The 20,092-nt window shown below is 45.2% G+C and carries 20 protein-coding genes and 1 pseudogene; 4 read left to right on the top strand and 17 right to left on the bottom strand.

From position 1 onward, the window contains the following. The first annotated feature begins 150 nt into the window (after nt 1-150). On the top strand, nt 151-507 hold the full coding sequence (locus tag DSM107010_RS31735; protein WP_106166782.1) for a hypothetical protein: 357 nt from the start codon (nt 151-153) through the stop codon (nt 505-507). Nucleotides 508-614: 107 nt separating this feature from the next. On the opposite strand, the gene DSM107010_RS31730 is transcribed toward DSM107010_RS31735, so the two are convergent. The 4 genes from DSM107010_RS31730 to DSM107010_RS31715 all read right to left on the bottom strand — a co-directional run bounded on the left by DSM107010_RS31730 (nt 615) and on the right by DSM107010_RS31715 (nt 4,104). Next, the gene (locus DSM107010_RS31730) at nt 615-983 is read right to left on the bottom strand and encodes a hypothetical protein (protein WP_015154051.1); all 369 of its coding nucleotides are present in this window, start codon (nt 981-983) and stop codon (nt 615-617) included. Between the two features lie 152 nt (nt 984-1,135). Further along, the gene (locus DSM107010_RS31725) at nt 1,136-1,429 is read right to left on the bottom strand and encodes a hypothetical protein (protein ID WP_015154050.1); all 294 of its coding nucleotides are present in this window, start codon (nt 1,427-1,429) and stop codon (nt 1,136-1,138) included. A 59-nt stretch (nt 1,430-1,488) separates the two neighbouring features. After that, nucleotides 1,489-2,532, bottom strand: coding sequence for an ABC transporter permease (locus DSM107010_RS31720; RefSeq protein ID WP_106166783.1), 1,044 nt, complete (start codon nt 2,530-2,532; stop codon nt 1,489-1,491). A gap of 84 nt (nt 2,533-2,616) precedes the next feature. Continuing rightward, the gene (locus tag DSM107010_RS31715; RefSeq protein WP_106166784.1) at nt 2,617-4,104 is read right to left on the bottom strand and encodes an amidase; all 1,488 of its coding nucleotides are present in this window, start codon (nt 4,102-4,104) and stop codon (nt 2,617-2,619) included. A 162-nt stretch (nt 4,105-4,266) separates the two neighbouring features. Here DSM107010_RS31715 and DSM107010_RS31710 point away from each other — a divergent pair, with 162 nt between their 5' ends. Beyond that, the gene (locus DSM107010_RS31710) at nt 4,267-4,863 is read left to right on the top strand and encodes a TetR/AcrR family transcriptional regulator (protein ID WP_106166785.1); all 597 of its coding nucleotides are present in this window, start codon (nt 4,267-4,269) and stop codon (nt 4,861-4,863) included. 21 nt (nt 4,864-4,884) lie between these two features. Here the strand turns inward: DSM107010_RS31710 and DSM107010_RS31705 are convergent, their stop codons facing one another. After that, nucleotides 4,885-5,805 (bottom strand): metallophosphoesterase family protein, encoded by a 921-nt coding sequence (locus DSM107010_RS31705; protein WP_106166786.1) that lies wholly within the window; start codon nt 5,803-5,805, stop codon nt 4,885-4,887. Nucleotides 5,806-5,999: 194 nt separating this feature from the next. On the opposite strand from DSM107010_RS31705, the gene DSM107010_RS31700 reads away from it, so the two are divergent. Beyond that, complete coding sequence (locus DSM107010_RS31700; RefSeq protein ID WP_106166787.1) at nt 6,000-7,019, top strand: hypothetical protein; 1,020 nt, start codon at nt 6,000-6,002, stop codon at nt 7,017-7,019. Nucleotides 7,020-7,515: 496 nt separating this feature from the next. Continuing rightward, nucleotides 7,516-8,154, top strand: coding sequence for a LabA-like NYN domain-containing protein (locus DSM107010_RS31695; protein WP_015154044.1), 639 nt, complete (start codon nt 7,516-7,518; stop codon nt 8,152-8,154). Nucleotides 8,155-8,172: 18 nt separating this feature from the next. On the opposite strand, the gene DSM107010_RS40420 is transcribed toward DSM107010_RS31695, so the two are convergent. The 12 genes and pseudogenes from DSM107010_RS40420 to DSM107010_RS41665 all read right to left on the bottom strand — a co-directional run. Then, nucleotides 8,173-8,334 (bottom strand): hypothetical protein, encoded by a 162-nt coding sequence (locus DSM107010_RS40420; RefSeq protein ID WP_181245401.1) that lies wholly within the window; start codon nt 8,332-8,334, stop codon nt 8,173-8,175. Between the two features lie 128 nt (nt 8,335-8,462). Further along, nucleotides 8,463-8,810, bottom strand: coding sequence for a hypothetical protein (locus DSM107010_RS31690; RefSeq protein WP_015154042.1), 348 nt, complete (start codon nt 8,808-8,810; stop codon nt 8,463-8,465). A 590-nt stretch (nt 8,811-9,400) separates the two neighbouring features. Further along, nucleotides 9,401-9,586 (bottom strand): hypothetical protein, encoded by a 186-nt coding sequence (locus DSM107010_RS31685; RefSeq protein ID WP_106166788.1) that lies wholly within the window; start codon nt 9,584-9,586, stop codon nt 9,401-9,403. A 38-nt stretch (nt 9,587-9,624) separates the two neighbouring features. Further along, the gene (locus DSM107010_RS31680; RefSeq protein ID WP_015154040.1) at nt 9,625-9,879 is read right to left on the bottom strand and encodes a hypothetical protein; all 255 of its coding nucleotides are present in this window, start codon (nt 9,877-9,879) and stop codon (nt 9,625-9,627) included. A gap of 347 nt (nt 9,880-10,226) precedes the next feature. Next, entirely contained in the window at nt 10,227-10,604 is a 378-nt protein-coding gene (locus DSM107010_RS31675; RefSeq protein ID WP_015154039.1) for a response regulator, read from the bottom strand. Nucleotides 10,605-10,675: 71 nt separating this feature from the next. Further along, nucleotides 10,676-13,030, bottom strand: a complete 2,355-nt coding sequence (locus DSM107010_RS31670) for a response regulator (RefSeq protein WP_106166789.1) — start codon at nt 13,028-13,030, stop codon at nt 10,676-10,678. Nucleotides 13,031-13,295: 265 nt separating this feature from the next. Next, a complete protein-coding gene (locus DSM107010_RS31665) occupies nt 13,296-14,606 on the bottom strand; it encodes a D-alanyl-D-alanine carboxypeptidase (RefSeq protein WP_106166790.1) in 1,311 nt (436 codons plus the stop codon). 395 nt (nt 14,607-15,001) lie between these two features. Next, a complete protein-coding gene (locus DSM107010_RS31660) occupies nt 15,002-16,330 on the bottom strand; it encodes a dihydrolipoamide acetyltransferase family protein (RefSeq protein ID WP_106166792.1) in 1,329 nt (442 codons plus the stop codon). Nucleotides 16,331-16,528: 198 nt separating this feature from the next. Continuing rightward, nucleotides 16,529-16,981 carry a YlqD family protein gene (locus DSM107010_RS31655; RefSeq protein WP_015154035.1) on the bottom strand — a complete coding sequence of 151 codons (453 nt, stop codon included), beginning with the start codon at nt 16,979-16,981 and terminating at the stop codon, nt 16,529-16,531. A 45-nt stretch (nt 16,982-17,026) separates the two neighbouring features. Then, on the bottom strand, nt 17,027-19,051 hold the full coding sequence (locus tag DSM107010_RS31650; RefSeq protein ID WP_106166793.1) for an AMP-dependent synthetase/ligase: 2,025 nt from the start codon (nt 19,049-19,051) through the stop codon (nt 17,027-17,029). Between the two features lie 185 nt (nt 19,052-19,236). Next, nucleotides 19,237-19,815: a signal peptidase I gene (gene lepB / locus DSM107010_RS31645; protein ID WP_015154033.1), complete on the bottom strand. Its 579-nt coding sequence runs from the start codon at nt 19,813-19,815 to the stop codon at nt 19,237-19,239. A 59-nt stretch (nt 19,816-19,874) separates the two neighbouring features. Continuing rightward, nucleotides 19,875-20,092, bottom strand: a pseudogene (locus DSM107010_RS41665) (molybdenum cofactor guanylyltransferase); the annotation flags it as partial.

The following is a 20,092-nucleotide window of genomic DNA, read 5'->3' as shown; positions in this document are numbered from 1 at the left end:
GAGACTATTGTGTGTGTATTTTGAGCATAGGTCTCAGTTTTCTTTTTGGCTAGTTTTTCTCATCGAACTCACGTTGAGCTATTCCGAGATTCGCCAAAGGGAAATTAATACCGAAATTGCCGACTTACATTCATTCGTCTCGCTCACGAAATGAATGGCAACTGGTATCCTTGGAGTGCAGCTCAAGGCACAAATCGACGACCGATTATGTCCGCATGTGGCAACATATCAAAAGTCTATTCTCCAACAAAGGTATGGAACGCACGCATTTGCAATGGGTCTGGTGCGTTAATGCTACAGATGTGGGGAACTATAAAGCCGAGTCGTTATAAAAAGACAGATTGGGCTGTTTTTAGTGGCGATCGCGGCGACAGTACATTTGTCAATAATGGCAAAACTTACAAAACTTATTCTGCCTGCAAGTTAGCTATTCGCGATCGCAGTTGGATCTCTGCTAATACAAAAAATCCCCGCCTGATTACAGATGCAGAGTTTGCTGGTTTGTAGTAAGAGAAGGCAGACAAAAGACAGCAATAAGGGATGACCACCGCCAGAATCATCCCCACACGTCAAGCAATATTAATGTTCCGAATCTTTAAGCTACATCAAAAGCTTTAGTTTTTACCAGTAACTGATTCCAAAGCATTTTTCAGTTTGTCTTCTACTGAGGTTGCTTTAGCATTTTCTGGACGACTCATCTTGTTTAAGTCAGCAGCTCCTTGAACTTCATTGAGTCCTTCTTGAGCTTTGGTTTGCGTTTCTTTGCGCGAGTAAGGATCTTTGAGTACTGCTTCTTGGGCTTCTTTCTCAATGCCTCTTAGCTGAGCTTCACCTTGCTGGGGAGCAGTGGGGCTACCACCGGGATTGACAGGAGCGCTGAAAGCGGGAAGCGCTTGAGAGAATACTAGCAACGCGCTGACACAGATAGCAAATAAAATGCGAACTGGGCGCAACGCAGATAAATTGAATCGAACAGAGCGCATACTGGTTTCTCCTGCGATCGACAATTGTAATAACAAACTTGTAATTTATGGCTACGTTTCGCTGAAATTCAGCAAAATTCGGAACCAACCTTCTTTATTTAGCGCTAATCTTTGATTTAGTTACATCTACATCAGGATAGATATATTTAATACTAATCACAGATGAGAAATTCAATCTTTGGTAATAATGGATCGCGTACGATCCCGACACCAATAAAATTCCAACGCTTCAATAACGCTCCTAGTTGAGTACCAGGAATCGACTCAATTGCAAATTGGTCGGCTACACTAGCAGCATGAGTATTCAGATAAGTCAATGCCTCAAAATGCTCGCTAAATAGTAACAAATAGCCTGTGTTTTTCTCAGCTACATCGCGATTTACCCGGGCAACTAAATAGCTGCCATCAGACTTAGAACGCGCAATGTAGTAGATTTGGGACAACATGAATGAGAAGTCGTAAGTCGTAAGTAACTGGTCACTGGTTACTGGTCACTGATAACTGATTAGGGGTTCTCCAACTTAATCCGGGGGTCGGCGACTTTGAGTAGTAGGTCAGCAATTAAGTTACCAACAATTAACATTACGGCTCCCATGACCAAGCTTGCCATGACGAGATACAAATCTTGAGCTAAGACTGCTTGCAAAATTAAGCGCCCTAATCCAGGCCAGTTGAAGAAGAATTCGGCAATAAACGCACCGCTTAACAACCCAGCCAGTTCAAATCCTAAGATGGTGATTAAGGGATTGATGGCGTTACGCAGAGCGTGGACGTAGATCACGCGGTTTTCTGGTAGTCCTTTAGCGCGGGCAGTTTGAATATAATCTTGACGGAGTACGTCGAGAAGTTCGCCACGGGCGATCCGTTGCAAGCCTGCAAAGCTGGTAATGCTTAAAGCTATGGTGGGTAAAATCATGTGCCAGCCAACATCAAGGATTTTACCTAGAGGCGTGAGATCGGCGTGGTTGATACTCGTCATGTCTCCTACGGGAAATAGGGGAGAGACGTTTTGAGCGAAGATCAGGAGTAACAAGGCAGTGATGAAGCTAGGAAATCCTTGTCCGGTGTAGCTGATAATTTGTAAAACGCGATCGCTCCACTGATTTTGCTTTACGGCGGCGACAATTCCTAAAGGAATGGCGATCGCCCAGGTGACAATTAAAGATGAAATTGCCAGTAGTAAGGTGGCTCCAACCCGCTCCCACAGCAAGGAAGACACGGAACGCTGATAGACGAAACTCGTACCGAAATCACCCTGAGTCACAATCCGCCACAACCAACGGAAATACTGTTCGATCCAAGGACGATCTAATCCAAACTGTTGTCGCAGTTGCTCGATCCGTTCTGGGGAAATTTTGGGGTTTTGCCGCAGGGTATCTAGATAGTCCCCTGGAGCAAGTTGAATAATAAAGAATGACAACGCAGATGCTAGTAATAATGTCAAGAGAGCTTGTGCTAGCCGCTTGATAATATAAATAAATGTTTCGCTTGAAGCTATCCCGGTCAGCCACTGCCGACCAGATGTTAATGAAAGTTTACTAGAAGCCATAATGTGAGCGATCGCGCTTTAGCTTTCTAGAATAATAGCCTTTTGGCTAAAATGTTTGCTCAAAAGGGAATTGCAGAAAACAATTCAATCATCAGAATAACCAGGCGGATGTTGAAAGTTACCCACAACTTGGTTTATTTCTTGAGAGATCGCTAATAATTCCATTTCGCGCCAACGCTTACCCACAATTTGCATTCCAATCGGCAATCCATCCGGTGTATATCCTACCGGAATTACCACGACTGGATGACCTGTAAAAGCAAAGGGAATTGTATAAGCACCCGAAGCCATCAGATAAGGTACTTTTCTACTATCAATCTCAATTGCCGTACCTGTTGGACAATGCTGAAATGCAGGTGTCATTGCTACGGGACAAAGCCATGCATCCCACGCTTCGAGTTCTGCATCCATTTGAGCAATAAAGCGATCGCGCTGAGTTAATGCGGCAAAATAGCCTTTCATGTTAGGATTCAACGCGGTGGAAAACCCAATTTTAGACACGTTACTGATTTTGCGTAATCCGCGATCGCCTTGAGTTGCTTCGCCTAACATTAAAGTCAGCGAGTCACGGACATAATCAAAGTCAAATGGTTGCGAAATGGGTGAAGTGTAAGCAGAAATTGTCAGGTAGACTTGCCAAGCTGAGATAAAATCAAATTTTGGTATCCATTGGTCAATTTGCGTTCCGGCATTTGATAACTTGTGGGCAACTGCTTGCATTGCAGATTTAATCGATTGAGCCACCGGATACGGATTGACTTCGTCTGTCCAAGCAATTTTTACATGTTGCAGGCTCTTGCAGCTGGGACTATCTAGAGGAACGGGTGGAACTTCTGGTTGGCGCGGATCGGCTCCCGCAATGAGTGAAAAGCATAATTGTAAATCTTCAATGGAACGAGCGATCGGACCTGCTACCAACATTTGCCGAATACAACGAGACATGCCTGGAACTTCGGGAATGTGACCCGCTGTAGATACTCGCCGATCTGTAGGCTTGAGTCCATATACGCCGCAGAAATGGCTTGGCTGGCGAATTGAACCTCCTATATCACTACTAATATCTAATGGTGATAGTCCCGCTGCGATCGCTGCCGCACTACCTCCAGAACTTCCACCAGGCGTATAATTTAAGTTCCAAGGATTATTAACCCGTGCAAACAGATCGTTTGTACTCTGGAAATTACCTGCCAGTTTAGCTGGATTTGTTTTACCCATAATCACAGCTCCCACTCCACGCAGTTGCGCTACTACCGTTGCATCTGTTGCGGGAATATAATCTTTTAGAGGTTTGTATCCGGCAGTAGTGAGGAGTCCGGCAGTTTCAAACGCATCTTTAATCGTAATGGGTACACCGTGGAGAACGCCCCAGTTTTCTCCTCGGGCTAGGGCTTCATCTGCTTCTTCAGCGCGTTCGTGGGCGCGTTCTGCATCCAGCGTGCAAATAGCATTGAGTTGGGAATTGTACTTGACAATTCGATCCAAATATGAATCCAAGACTTCCGCAGCTGAGACAGTGCGATCGCGTATCATCTGGGCTAGCTGGTGGGCAGGAGTAAAGACAAAATCGTTCATATGTTTGTGGGAGATTGAATTTTTAGTTACATGCATGGCATTCGTAGGGGCGCACAGATGTGTGCCCCTACAGTCTGCGTATTCCATCCCTTTGACAGCATAAGTAGGTAAAATTAATTATATTAACTTTTAGTTAACTATATTAACTAATTAAATATTTCTATGGGTCGTCCGACAAAAGAAAATTCTCTAACGCAACAAGATGTAATTACTGCTGCGATCGCTTGTCTCGATCGCGAGGGAGAATCAGCTCTAGGTGTAAATCGAGTGGCGAGGGAATTAGGGATTAAACCGCCAGCTATTTACAAGCATTTAGATGGCAATCCAGCCCTCAAACGAGCAGTAGCACTAGCACTTTGGCAAGATTTTTTGGCGTTTTGTCAGCCAAGAAGTAAAGCACTGAGCGATTCTAAAGAGTTACTGAAAGCTGGAGGACGAGCAACCCGTGACTATGCGCGATCGCACCCAGCCCGTTATAAAGTGATGATGCAATTTCAGTTGCAACCGTCCGATCCTGAAGCATCTGCAATTATTCAGGAAACTCTGGACTTCTTTCGTAGAATACTAGAGCCTTATGAATTTACCTCAGAGCAGCTTGTAGACGCAATGCGAATGGTGAATGCGACAGTCAATGGTTTTATTGCCTTAGAACAAGGGAAAATGTTAACTCTAGAGCGCTCGACTGATGCTAGTTTTGAAGTTATGCTTGAGGCGCTCGTTGTGGCAATCGAGCATATTCGGGATGTTGAGGAATCATAGGTAATTTTTTCATCATTCTCACTAAGCCGATCGCAATTTGATACTACCTTTGTCAAAAACTCGACTATCTGTACCGATCGCACTTACTTCTATTCTGTCGGCATACACTTCATAAGTGGCAAAACTCAACTTGCTTGCAGAAAGCGCCGTCCACTCAGAACGATCTACAGGACGAGTTCCCGCACCACCACCAGTAATCATATATGTCGTACCATTAATGGGGCGCGATCGCTCGTAGTTATGATCGTGTCCGTTGATGTAGAGTTGTACGCCATACTTCTGAAACAGTGGCGTAAATTGTTTAATAAAAGTTTGATTATTGCCGTAATGACCGGAAGAATAAACCGGATGATGTCCAAATACTATCTTCCAAGGTGCATCGCTGCGACTGAGTTCTTTTTCTAGCCAAGCTAGCTGAGTATCCCAATCGGCATTACTATTAGTATCGAGAGCAAAAAACTGTACCGGATCGCGGCGGAAAGTATAGAATCGTCCTTGCATATTGAAGCCGGGATAGCGGACTTGCGGATCGCCGTTAGCGGTACGAATATCATGGTTGCCAAGACAGGCGTAAAATTTTACCCCTTGTTTGAGTAGGGGTTGATAAGGACGCTCGAATACAGCTTGAATTTTTTCGATCTCGCCGTTGTTGTAAATATTATCTCCCGCCAAAATTGCTAAATTAAACTTGTTTTGACGGTGATAGACAGTCATTGCCTCAGCTACAGCATATTGTCCGCGATCGCCCGTTCCCGTATCTGCTACCGAGATAAATCGCAACAAAGGTTTTGTAGATGGCTTAGGCTTTAGATCGTCAGCACCAGAAGCAATTGCCGATCTCTCCTGTGTCGGAGATTCACGTCCGTGGATTTTGTTCCACAGCGCCACACCAAAAAAGCTCAATGTACTCAGGAATAGAAATTTACGGCGTTTGAAACTCATAAGATGGTAATTGGTAATTGGTGAGTGACTGGTAGCTGGTGGCTAGTGGCTAGAGTCTTTATCCAGTCACTAGTCACCAGCCACTAGCCACTAGACACTGATAACTGATAACTGTTAACTGATAAGCTAGGTGCAGCACCCGCTAAGAATTTAACTTATCTTCGATTGTTTCGCTGCCTGGGAGGAAGAAATTTATGTCACAGGAACCGTCTAATTCCCAAAAGTCACCTTCCCCTGAACGTAAGCCAAAAGCAAATTCCTTTCAAGCAGCGGTAAAAACACAAACAATTAAACTGCTGCGTGGCACAATCGGAGTTATAGAAGGAGCGATCGCTCAACTAGAAGCTGAACCCACAACCACGACTGAAGCAAGTTGGTGGGAACCTTTACAAGATGGCTGGGGTTCTGTTTTGGGAAAAATTCGCTCTGTGCTACCAGCAGGTCTTTCAGGTAAGCTGTCTAACTCTGCTTTGACCGGAATTATGGCAGGAATTGTAGTAGTTTTGGTGCTGACAACCTCAAATCTATTTTCAGGTAAACCTACAGAGGTTGCAGTTGCTCCTACTCCCAGATCGGAACTACCAGCAGTTACAGCAATTCCTTCCCCTGCACCAGAACTACCAGCAGTTACAGCAATTCCTTCCCCTACAGCACCGGAACCGTCAGCAGTTACTACAACTCCTGCTTCTGAACGGGAAATACCAATCGCGACAACGCCTCCTTCCACACCGGAACCGCCAAAGGTTACGACTCCTTCCCTTACAGATGAACCATCTTCCGCAGTGGAAGTTGAACCAAAAATAGCTATTCCTAGTGAGTTAACTGCAACCGATGTACCGCAGCCAGTAAAGACTGTCACACCTCCTGAGTCAATGCCTACCCTAGTTGCACAACTGACACCAGAGGAGATTTTAGTCGCCTCAATTCAAAAGCAAGTTGAAGAAATTAGCGATCGCGTTGCGGATGGATTAATACAGTCTATTCAACCCAATTTTGGGGGTAGCAATTTGGTACTCACGCTTGGCGATGACTGGTACGATCTCCCGTCTTCCGAGCAAGACAAATTAGCAGCTCAAATGCTAGAAAGATCCAGAGAACTCGATTTCAGTCGCTTGGAGGCGATCGATCCCAAAGGAAATATAATCGCTCGTAGTCCAGTTGTGGGCAAAGATATGATAATTTTCCGACGACAAGATTTGAGTAGCAATCTCTAAAAGGCGATCTGCTCCCTTTGAAGACAAACTCAGCCTTTATTCTTAAGAAAAATTAAGCCATTTTAATTTATGAATAAAGAAATAAAGAAATTGTTTTATTTATATGAATATTCAACTTTTTATCCTTAACTGTTAATTTTGGATCGCTTGTAGCGATCGATTATGTATCGTATGTAGCAATTCGTTTTGAATTAGATATACCTAATAACTAAGAGTAGTAAATGACAATGGATTGAGCCTGCTAATTGTTAAAGTTTCAGATTAGATTTAAAGTCTGTGAATTTTACCAGACAGTTACCTCTTACATTTGTGTTTATATATTGTGTTTATATATTATGACCGTGCTAACCAAGTCAGATTAGCTTGTTACAATTTAATCCAAATTAGCAATGCCTGTACTAGTAAGCTGGTTCGATACAGGTCGTTTTAGTATAAGTAAGTTATTACATTTTGCTATCGTTCTAGTCAAACTCAATCTCCAAATTCTGAGGTATCAATGACTTTTTATCAAGAGATAACACAAGATGAAGTTCTCGATCGCAGCAAAATCTTGACCAGACAGATGAAGAAAGAGATCAACCCCTACGAGGAGGCTAACACACACTCTAACGGTGAGCTATTAGATACCTTCAGTCGGGGTCGAGTCGCTATTTTTATCGATGGCTCTAGCCTCTTCTATGCTGCTTTACAACTAGGAATTGAAATAGACTATACTAAACTGCTGTGCCTGTTAACAGCAGAAGCCCCTCTCTTACGTGCTTTCTTCTACACGGGTGTCGATCCGATCAACGATAAACAACAAGGTTTCTTACTTTGGATGCGTCGTAATGGTTATCGCGTCGTTAGTAAAGACTTAATTCAATTTCCTGACGGTTCTAAAAAAGCAAAGTTAGATGTAGAAATAGCCGTTGATATGATGACCCTAGCTGGCTGTTATAATACAGCCGTTTTAGTTAGTGGAAATGGAGATCTTGCCTATGCAGTTGATGCAGTTTCTTATCAAGGTGTACGGGTAGAGGTCGTCAGTCTTCGGTCTATGACTAGTGATAGTCTGATCAATGTTGCCGATCTCTACATCGATTTAGCTGGAATTAAAGAGCAGATTCAAAAAATATTTCCTTCTGAGTCAAGTTAAACTCTGTTGAGATAAAGATTAGACTTTGAGTGTCACTAATTCTCGATTTCGTCTTGCGAGAACCTCTGTAATTAAGGTTGGCATTTCTTGATAGCAAGCCGGACAAAACCAATAAATGCCTTTAGCACTAATGTGGCGTAGTAATGTTTGAGAACAACAAGGACAAGTTGGTGTAGACATAGCTAATGATTGGGGTGAAAGTGTGGAAACTGACGTACAACAGAAGCAAGATTGAGTTTATTTATGCAGATCTATCGGAGGCACATCGTCACAATTCTAAATTTTGAATTTAGAATTCAGAACTGACTCTAACCAAACCAGTGGGAAGGTGCTAATCCAGATTCTGTTTCTGAGGGAATATGATGAACGATCCATTCCCAATATTGCTGTAATATCTCTTGAATTCCTTGCTTTGCTAAGTTTTCGATCTGCAATTTTCGGTAAGAACTACAATCTCCGAAAGTAGTGCAATTTTCTCCTTCTTCCAAAACTGTATAGGAGTTAGCAACTCTGCTTAAAATATAAGCGATCAATTTTTGGCGTAAGTCTGGAATTGCAAAAGCTTTTTGATAGGGGTAATGAGGATAATCCTCTAACGCAGTTTCAATGTGTTCGACAACCATTGGTAATGTTAAGTTCACAACTGCTTTAGTCATTTTTTATACCTCAATCTATCAATCTCTAAAATCTGCATAAATCGTCGTAGTTTTAATCTAAGTGATAAATATGAGGAACTTGTGAGAAAATAAAAATTTTTTAAAACTTCTAGTTAAGTTTGTTAACAAAAATATGAACTGATGTAAACTAGTTTTCCTATTGTGGCAGCACAATTCACTCTGGCTAAGCGATGGCAAATAATCATAAATATTTTGCTTCAACCGTTCTTCTTGTAATCAAGCCTGTTAGTTGGTTGCATCTCGACCATTGGTCAAGAGATGCTCTATCCAAAGATAGATTGACACAATATAATGAAAACCGTATGGATGTCTGTTAGTTTGCAGACAAAAACCTAAATTTGTTAGGCGATCGCATCAGTTATCGTAGGGATGGGTTTAGCAAAAAATTGGCAGTTGACAGCAATAATCTTCACGCGAAACCCGCTCCTACAGCAGTCAGAAACCGTAGGGGCGGGTTTAGTAAAGTCTCTATGGTTAGTGACAACAATCTTCCTACAAAACTCGTCTGTACAGGAATTATTTTTATCGTCTTAACCCCTAATTTCTAACCTTTAATGTCTCTGCATTTACTATGCTTTAGAACGGTGTTTTTTATCGTTGATATCACCTTCAAAAGGCTGAACTCCTGTATTTGGATACTGGTCGTCGTTCGGAGCAAAAATTCGCTTAACCGCAGCTCCTAAATAAGTTACCAGTTGTGCTAAAGCATTCCATACAAACTGTATGACTTGCCGTGATGTTCTACTGAGCGACATATTTTTTCCTCCTAATTCAACTAAAATTCACTAGGAAGCTATTGCGTTTGAACAGATGGGTCTGTTTGGGTGGGTAGACCTACCTCAGCAGCAGAACGGCTTAACATAGACTGCTGGAGATGTTCTTCCTGTTGCCTTTGTTCGGTCATGCGTTCTCTGGCTGTTTGTTGGATTTCCGAATCTCCAGAGTCAGCTAACTCTGCTTCTGTACGCTGCAACATAGACTGCTGCAAATTTTCTTCCTGCTGGCGCTGCTGCGTCATTGCCTCTCTTGCTTCTTCTCGCGTACTCATGGGCAAGTCTCCAAAATTAGTTGTTGGTTGTTAGTTGTTGGTTGTTAGTTGTTGGGTCTTGCTGAAATATCTATGAAATTGTGAAAAATTGCGAATGAGTTTGTTAAATCTGTTCTTACAGGATTGGTGCTGAGCAAGCAGAATTCGGTTTCTCATATCTGAGGGTAACCGATCTGCTTCTATTGTTAGAATAAGCTGACAATTTGAGGAACTTGTGAGGAAACAGCGATCGGTTATCGTAGGGGCGGGTTTTGAGCCAAAATTTATCGCTTTGGTGGTCAATCTAGCTTGCTAAACCCGCCCGTACAGTTGTCAGTTATCGACGAGTAGTAGCGAATTGTAATGATTTAATTCCAGCCCAAAGTAGTAGCGACTTGAGAGGCTAGCTGAAGAGGATCGAAGGGTTTGGCGATCGCATCTTTCATACCTAACAGAGCGTAGCGGCGGCGATCGGCTGGTTGTACCTTGGCAGTCAAGAAAATCACGGGAATATGTTTTGTTGCTTTGTTTGCCTGCAACTCTTTATAAGTTGTTAATCCATCCATCTCAGGCATCATCACATCAAGGAGGATAGCATCGGGTTGTTCGGCTGCGGCTTTGGTCAAACACTCGCTACCAGAACTAGCCGTGCTAACTTGCCAACCCGCTACCATCTCCAAACAAATTTGGGCAACCTCTTGGATATATGGTTCGTTGTCAACTACTAATATGCGTTTGGCTGTCATTGGTCATTGGTGAGTGGCTGGTGGCTGGTGGCTGGTGGCTAGTGACTAGACTCAATTCTTGTCACTAGCCACTAATCACTAGCCACTGATAACTGGTCACTGGTCACTGTCTCCTTAGATGCAACCACACGCCCGCGCCCATTTTTCTTGGCGCGATAAAGAGCTTTATCTGCCACACGATACAAAGTTTCTAGATCTGCACCGTGTTGCGGGTAATGGGCAATTCCAGCGCTAAAGGTGATGGGTATGTTGCATTGAGGGTGTGTAGACTGCTGTTGCTGCCATCCGATCGAGATATCTGTCAATCGCTGTACTCCGTCTTGGCTGGTCATACCGTACAAACCGCAGATGAATTCTTCACCACCCCAACGAGCTACTATATCTTCTCGACGCAACGAATGCAGTAACCACTGTCCCAGCTGACGTAACACCGCATCGCCCACTGCATGACCGCAGGTATCGTTGACTAGCTTAAAGCGATCGATATCTAAAACTGCCAAACAGAGGGGTTGATGATGCCGCTTTGCTAGATTTAGCAAGCGTTCTAAGTCTTGAGTAGATTTATGGCGATTAGCAACTCCCGTCAGCGGGTCAATTTCTGCTAAGTTGCGCAAAAGTTCGATCCGGTCGAGCCGATTCATGATTCGGTTTACGAGTTCCGGTCCAACAATCGGCTTGCTGACAAAATCATCCGCCCCAACTGCAAACACTTGATTTACCGTATTGGCATCGCTGTAGGCAGTCAGAAATAAAATTGGCAATCCGCACCAGTGCGAATCTTGGCGCACGATCTGACACAGCTCTAAGCCGCTGAGATGGGGCATATTGATATCTAAAATGAGCAAATCTGGAGCTGAGGCTTCTAGTGTTTCCCAAAAACGACGCGGATCTTCGATACAAATCGTCCTCAAACCCCACGGTTCTAGCAGGCTGCGTAGGGTAGCAAGGATCTGAGGATCGTCATCCACTACCATCACCTTAGCTGCTGTCGCTTCCTTTGGTAGTAATTGGGTGACTGCCTGTAAAACTTGGGCTGGCGGTACGGGCTTGGGTAAAAAGGCATGTCCGCCACAACGGGCAACTTCAAGTCGCGTCATCAAATTATCTCGATCGCTATGGACGAGAACGGGCAAGGAGGGATAGCGATGTTTGAGTTCGACTAAGAGTGCTAAGCTGTCTGCTGTATTGCCATCAAGATCGAGTAATACGACTTGGGGTGGCGATAAAGCGATCGCTTTCCTAGCTGATTCTAGGTGAGTGGCTATTTCTGCTTGAATGCCCCACACTCCCGCTTCTTCGATCAATGGCTCTGCCAAATGGCGATCGCTATTGAAGATTAACAATTGCGGCAACTCTTGTTTAACTGCGACGGGTGTTGTCAGTTCGGGAGGAGTTAGTTCTATCGAGCGGCGTAAAGCCGCTACGAGTTCTCGCAAATGCTTTGTTTCTGTTTGACTCATCGGCTTTTTGGCTCGCAAACTACGTTCGATTTTCCGTGCTAGTTGCGAACCTGTGGCAAAACCAAAAGTACCTAAAGAACCTGCTAAAGTGTGAGCAGCTTGTTCTGCATGGTGACGTTGCTCTGTCGTCAGTTGAGCTGGCAAGATTTGAGTCGTAGCTTGTTCTAATAGCATTACCTGCTCGTTTACCCTACCCTGAAATCGCTCCCATACTCCTGCTAAAGCCGTAAGAGTTTGTTGTCGCGTCTGCTCGCTTGGCTCTTCAGATGATGGTATTGTGAGTTTATTGACCGATGGCGACTTAAGACGATAGCCGATCCCGTAGACGGTTTCGATCGCATCTGCGGGTGCGCCAACTGCTTTTAATTTCTGCCGCAGTCCTTTAATTTGCGTCCTTACGGCTTCTTCCCCTGGGGTTTTATCAAACGACCAAACACGATCCAAGATGGCGCTGCAACTGAAAACCCGGCGATTGTTCCGTAAAAACAGTTCTAGCAAGGCGTACTCTTTGGGAGTCAATTGTAGCGATCGCCCGCTATAAGTCACTTCACAGCTACTCGGGTCGAGTCGTAGCTCTCCCCACTCTAATACTGGCGAAACACTCGTATTTCCACGCCGCAATAAAGCTCGCACGCGGGCAAATAATTCTTCTTGGTCAAAGGGTTTGACCAGATAATCATCTGCACCAGCATCTAAGCCGATTGCCTTATCGTGACTGCTATCTCGTCCGGTCAGCAACAAAATTGGCATTTTGTAACCCTGCGATCGCACGCGACGGCACAGTTCGATTCCGTCCAACTTTGGCAACATGACATCTAACAGGATCAGGTCATATTCGTAAGCTTGAACTAGTTCCCACCCTGATTCGCCATCGGCTGCTATTTCTACAGCATAATTTTGCTCGGATAGCACCAAATCTAGGGCATTAGCGATAAACTCGTCATCCTCTACAACTAAAATGCGCATTGTTAGGGAGTAGGGAGTAGGGAGTAGGGAGTAGGGAGTAGGAAAGAACTGACTGTTTGTTTTTCACCTCTTGCCTCTTAGCTTTACTCATGCCGATCCTAAAGCAGAATTACAGAAAATTAAGGTTTGTTTGCAAATTTAAAACAAGATCGAGCTGAATTGGTTACAAAAGTTGATTGTTGAATTGGTCATTTGTCATTTGTCATTGGTCGTTGATAACTGATAAGTACAGACGTTACATGTAACGTCTCTACACTGATAACTGTCATCCCTTGTACAAAATCTCGTTTCGACTCGCTGCACCCAGGGGAGTAGGGGTAACGCCGATCGCGTGGGGAGCGATCGCGGTAGGAATGACGGGGGAGGCGTGCCATTCATGGAGAAGATTTTGCAGGAATTTGTCTTGTCCTGCGCGCAGACTTTCAAGCTGCCATCCTCTATTGATAATGACAAACCAAACCAAACCGCGATCGCGGGTGGGTAAAACTCCTGCTAAGGCGCTGACTTCGTTCAAGGTTCCGGTTTTGACGACAGCACCCGCAGGGACGTGGCGTAGTTCTAGCGTACCTCGGCGATCGCGTCCCGATACGGGGAATAAGTCAGCAACGCTCAGTTTATAGGGAAGTAATTCTCGTTGTACTGCCATAAACATCGCACAAGCTGCCCTGGGAGAAATTTGATTTTCTATCCCTAGTCCAGAAGTATTACCCAACAAAATTTCTGAGTCTGGCACTCCCGTGGTTGTTGCCGCTATTTGGCGCACGCTTGGCGCTCCACCTAACATTTGCCCTAACATCTGTGCCATTTCGTTATTACTGTAAACATTCATTTCCTTCAGAATTTGTGCCAAAGATAAAGAATGATGACGTAGTAATAAGATTTGCTTGGGATTGGCGATCGCAGCAACTTGTACGGTTCCGGCGATCGCGACACGCGGTTTTGGCGTACCTGGGGGTAAGGTAGAGTATTGCATTTTAGCAGCAGCTTTCCAGGTAGAGGCATCCAGTCCTTGTTTGAGCAGTTCTCCAGCCTTGAGGGGATCGGATTGATAGTTCATGGCAAAATTACCAGTCACTACCAAATTGCCCGTAACGCGAGAAATTCCCAATCGATTCAGACTATTCCCCAGGGCGATCGCTTCCTCCCAAACAAACAGCGGATCTCCTCCGCCTGTAACGATTAAATCTCCTTCTAGAACTCCTTTTTGAATCGGTCCTGCGGCACTAATCAGCGTTTGGAAGCGGTGGTTTGCTCCCCAAGTTTTTAACGCAGCTAGGGATGTAGCTATTTTCGTCAACGAGGCAGCCGGTAAGGGAACTCGACCGTTATTTTCGCTCAGTAGTAACGGTCCCGACTGTATCCAAATTCCCTGCTCTGTGCTGGTTATTCCTTTAGTTTTCAGCCCTTGTAAATACTGCTGTAAAGTTGTCGTCGCCACACCATCCGGTGCTGAATTCAGCACTAGTGCCGGAGCAGTTTGTAGCGCCAATAATTCCCATGCTGCTGATGCTTCAGGGTGTATCCCTGCCACACCTAGCCAAAAACCAACCAACCCTGAGCTAATCAGATCTAACATATGAGTGGTGCGTGGTGCGTGGAGAGAAAATTCGGAATTCGGAATTAATTGCGACTTGTGACTTGATTTTGTTCCCTACTTCTTGGTTCACTTTCACTATTTTGAATAATGAATGCCCGATTGTCTCTACTTTGGAGTGGTTGGCGATCGGTAGATAATGTTAAGAATTTGGGCGAATAGAATTCGCTGCTACACAGACAAAACCCGCCTGCGCGGGTTAAAACTGCCATTTTATAGAGGTTTTCAATTGGGTACAACACATAATAAGTAGGGGCGCACAGCTGTGCGCCCCTACTACTGTCACGCACGCAATCGAGAATTGCGATCGCATCAGTCTGCGCAGGCAGACTTAGTTTGTGTAGTCGCGACTTACAGTCGCAAGAGTGCGAGATAGACTACATTGTCAAAGACTGAGCGTTCGTTTCAATTAACTTTGCCAAATCTTGCAAGAACGCTGCTGCATGAGCGCCGTAAATAATCCGGTGGTCGCTGGTCATATTGACCTGCATTTGCTGGCGCACGCCCAACATTCCATCAGCTGTAGCTACAACCTGGGGACGCGACGCACCGATCGCTAAAATTGCTCCTTGTCCTGGGGGTAAAATAGCATCGAAACGGTCTACGCCAAACATCCCTAAATTTGACAGCGTAAACGTGCCGCTGTTATATTCCTCTGGTTGTAACTGCTTGGCTCTGGCACGGTCTACTAAAGACTTCCAATTGCGAGAAAGTGAATAGATATCTAATTTGTCGGCGTTTTGCAGCACTGGCGTAATTAAGCCACCGTCATCCATTGCTACAGCCACAGCAATATTAATGTTAGGGTGGTAGACAATTCCCTGTTCTGAGTAACTAGCATTCACTAATGGATGCTTTTGTAGTGTCACCGCTACAGCTTTAGCTAATAAAGCTGTCATTGTTACGCCCTTGGACTTAATTTGCTTGTAAAGCTTATCTAGTGCATCGGTAGTGATGGTATAACCCACCCGAAAATCAGGTGCTTGCAGGCTAGCAACCATATTCCGTACCACAGCGTTTTGTAATGTGGTGAGGGGCTGCACGGAGCCAGCAACAGTACTTACAGGGGTAGGGGTAGCAACTGGTTGAGGTGCTGGGGCTGCACTGGGAATCGTCACTTGCGGTTGTGCTGGAGCCGATGGAGCTTTACTCTTGCCAGCAAAAGCTTCCACATCTTCCGCTACAATCCGACCGTGAGGACCGCTACCTTTAAGAGTATTTAGATCGACTTTTAAATCCTTCGCTAACTTGCGAGCGCGGGGTGAAGCGATAACCCGCCCATCACTACGACTTGCACCATTTTGAGACTCAGATGAAGACTCAGTTGCAACTGCACTGACTGGAGTTGGAGTAGGGGCTGTATTTTTTACATCTGCTGTCTGCCCTGGGGAAGTTGTAGCAGCAGGTGCTGAAGTTGTTTGATTTCCCGACTGCGCTTGTTGTTGCGCGATCGCAATTTCTGCTTCTGTCTCGGCAATTAAGGCGATTGTAGCTCCTACAGGGGCAGCTTCTCCAGCGGGGACGAGGATGGTGGCAAAATATCCTTCGTAAAAGGATTCCACATCCATGTCTGCCTTATCGGACTCAACTACTAGGACTGTTTCGCCTTTTTCTACCTTGTCACCAGGCGATTTGACCCAAGAGACAATTTTGCCTTCGGTCATTGTAGAACTGAGAGCGGGCATGAAAACTTCGTGTAGAGTCATGGAGTGGTTTCCCAACAGAGCGCGATCGATTAGTTTTTAGAAATAAACTAGAAGGTTATTTTACCTTTAGTGAGATGGTAATTGGTAGTTGGTAATTGGTAATTGGTAGTTGGTGGTTGGTAGTTAATTTTCATCAACTATTAACCATTCACCATTCACGATCCACATTTTCCATTACCCATTACCCATTACCCATGCTTAAATTTCACCGCGAATTTCTTCTACAATTCCGTCGCGCAACAGAATTTCAACTTGAAGTTTGGCGATCAAGTTGTCCCCTGGCTGGACGCTGAAGATCCCTTCTAATTGAAATTGGCTGACTTCTTGATTCATTTCGAGCAGTTGCACCTGCTGAAGGTTCTGCAAACTCTGGTTTTTTTGCTCCAACAGTTCGCTTTTCTTCTCGTTGACTTGCAGTTGAATGCTTTCGATCTGCTGGCGAGTTTCTGGACCTGGAGGCTGTATGCTTTGTTTTTGGATCTCGGCGATCGCCCGTTGTCCTTGTTTTTCTAATTGTTGCAATTGCTGGTCAACGGCGTTAATTTGTGCTTGTAGCTGCTGCTGGACTTCATCTTTCCAGCGGGGAGTCACAACTGCTTTGACGTTGATCGGGCGCTTTAACAACATCTGTTGAGGGTTTGCGGCATCCATAGTTGATGATTGGTATTTGTTACATAGTTTGCGGTAATCCTAAGATTACCTAAACATCCCGTCAATCATATCGTGATAGCGCTCCATGACAACGGGTCGGCGAATTTTTAAGGTTTGGGTTAACATTCCATTCTCAATTGAAAATGGCTCTAAAATCAGCCGATATGTACTGATGCGATCGTCGGGACGATACCCTGGACGGTCTTGAACTTCCCGCGTTAACTCTTGGCGGAATAAGTTTTGGATGGCTGGGTGGTTGAGATCGATTGTCGGTAGGGGTGGGTTTCCAAACCCGCCCGTACGGGAGTCGGGAGTTCCCCCTTGTTCTCCTTGTCCCCCTTGTCTTACCTCTGGTAAAGCCAATTGCAAATTCTGAGAGACTGCCTTCTGCTGCAATGCTTCTAAGTTAGGGACGATTAAGGCTCCGAGCGATCGCTGGTCTTGTCCGACTAGCATAATTTGGTCGATGTAAGGACTGCGCAGACACGCATCTTCGATTGGCTGCGGTTCGATATTTTCACCGTTAGACAAGACAATCGTATCTTTTGCCCTACCTGTCAGCACGATGTCGTTTTTCGGTGTAACTAGACCTAAATCGCCAGTATCGAACCAACCTTCAGGATCGATCGCTTTGGCTGTCGCCTCTGGGTTTTTGTAGTAACCCTGCATCACCTGGGGTCCTCGGATCAAGACCAAGCCGCGCTGCATCGGTGGTAAGGTTTGGCGAGTTTCAGGATCGACGATTTTGGCTTCCGTGCCTGCCATGGGCAACCCAGAGGAACCGCGTAGATTGCGCCAAGGACGACGAACGTGGGTCACGGGAGAGGTTTCGGTTAAACCATATCCTACTAAAATTTCGACACCAACAATTTCAAAAAAGTTTTCGAGGTGCATGGCAAGGGAACCACCACCGCTAATCACCTGCCTAATTCGTCCTCCCGTTGCTTCTCGTACCTGTTTGTAGATCAGACGATCTGCAAGATTGTGAATCGGTGCTAAAACTGCGGTTTGAATCCCAGCTTGCAGGCGTTGCAATGGAGAAGGATAGAGGTTATCTAATGCTAATCCTCGAACAATTCGCCGTGCTTTTATGTAACGTTGGCTGATATTCAACAGGGAATAGATCAGACGTTGTTTTTTAACGGGTTGGTCGCGGAACTGTTTTTGCACCCCTTCGTAAATCGATTCCCACAACCGAGGAACGCCTACCATGAGGCGAGGTTTGAATGCTTTTAAGTCTGCTTTGACGTGACGAATATTCGTGTATATCTGGGTACAACCTTGAGAAAGGAGGAAATATTCGACACTCCGCTCGTAACAGTGCCAGACAGGTAAGATACTGAGAATGCGATCGCCAATTTCTGGTTGTACGACTGCGCCAAATGACGTAACTTGATGCAGTAAATTTCCGTGAGACAGCATGACACCCTTGGGTTTACCCGTCGTCCCAGAAGTGTACATCAGGGTGGCAAGGGTATCCCGATTCTGTGCTACTGGTTGGAGTGGTTGGTTTTCTCCCACCGCCATCAGTTGAGAGAAATTCATAATTTTGAGCGAGTCGCTTTCATCTAGAATTTCATCTGACAGCAACACAACCAACTGAATTGGTAGTCCGTCCAAGCCTTCGCGCACTTTACTTAAAGTCTTGCGGTCTTCTATTACCAGGGTTGTACTACCGCTATGTTCCAAGATGTATAGTAATTCTTGTTTTTCCGCTTGGGAGCTACGCACGACATCCACTCCCCCAGCGGTTAATATTCCTTGATCTGCAATCATCCAACGCGGACTGTTATCAGCTATGAGTCCCACCCGATCGCCTGCTGCTACCCCCAGCGCTTGCAATCCTGCGGCAAAGATTTGAATGTGCTGGTACAACTGATTGTAGGTGAAAGTTGTCTCTGGTTTGACGTGGGGATCGTGCAGCGCCACGGTATCGCCGAATTTTTTGACAGCGATCGCCCAAATTTCTGGCAATGACTGCACGCTGGAATAATCAACTGTGCGTTTTAAATTGGAGCGTTCTCGCTCGGTTAAGTTGAAATAATAGTTGGAGGGGCGGTTGTGCGACATAACTCGTGCGACAAACTCAATCGCTGGTAAAGTTCGTTTGCAGTCCTGTATACATACAACTTACCTTGCGATAGATGCATTTGAGCTATTAAGTTAGGACACAAGCATTGCTGTCTACTAATTCAGTTGTCGGTAGGGGCGCACAGCTGTGCGCCCCTGCCAACTCCCGCCTCATCACCCACTAATCAAGAGCGATTGCGACTAAAAAGACCAATGCGATCGAAGGGATAGAAACGGACGATCGCCTTACCGATAATGCGATCGCGCTTTACGAAGCCCCATTCGTGTCCGTCACAGCTATTGTTACGATTATCTCCCAGTACCAAGTAAAAATTCGGTGGGATAACTCGAACCGATTGCTCGTAATCTGGTTTGCTAGCAATATAGTTTTCTGCTAGAGGGCGATCGTTGATATACACTTGTCCCGCTTTTACTGCGACTCGTTCCCCAGGAAGTCCCACAATTCGCTTAATAAACGAATCTTGCGAATTAGATGGCAATCCACACGCAGAAATTGCAGCAGGAGGTGGTTGAAACACTACAATGTCACCTCTTTGGGGTGCTTGAAAGCGGTAGCTGAGTTTGTCTACCATCAAGCGATCGTCAACTTCTAGGGTCGGTTCCATTGAACCAGAAGGAATAAAAAAAGACTGGGCGACACCAGCACGAATTCCAAATGCTAAAAACAAGCTCAGACCTACAGTTTTCAGTCCCTCTATCCACAAATTCTCTGGCTTTGGCTGTTGGAGATTCCGTTTAGGCATTGGCAAACGCAGGCTAAATGCAAGTTATAAGTACAATAACTGGTTAGCTATGACTGAAGTTATATTTCTTGGTTCCCGATTGCAGTTATCAGGGTAGTTGGTAGTTGGTAATGGGTAATGGGTAATGGGTAATGGGTAATGGGTAATGGGTAATTGGTAATGGGTAATTGTATTTGTCCCCCTTGTCCCCCTTGTCCCCCTTGTCCCCCTTCGCCCCCTAATCCCCACTCCCTTCGGTCGTGGGGTCCCCGAGTTCCCCCTTGTCCCCCTTGTCCCC

Source organism: Chroococcidiopsis cubana SAG 39.79 (genome assembly GCF_003991895.1).
Taxonomy (GTDB): domain Bacteria; phylum Cyanobacteriota; class Cyanobacteriia; order Cyanobacteriales; family Chroococcidiopsidaceae; genus Chroococcidiopsis; species Chroococcidiopsis thermalis.
Note: the sequence above shows the minus strand (reverse complement) of the source record. Positions and strands in the feature narration are given on the sequence as shown.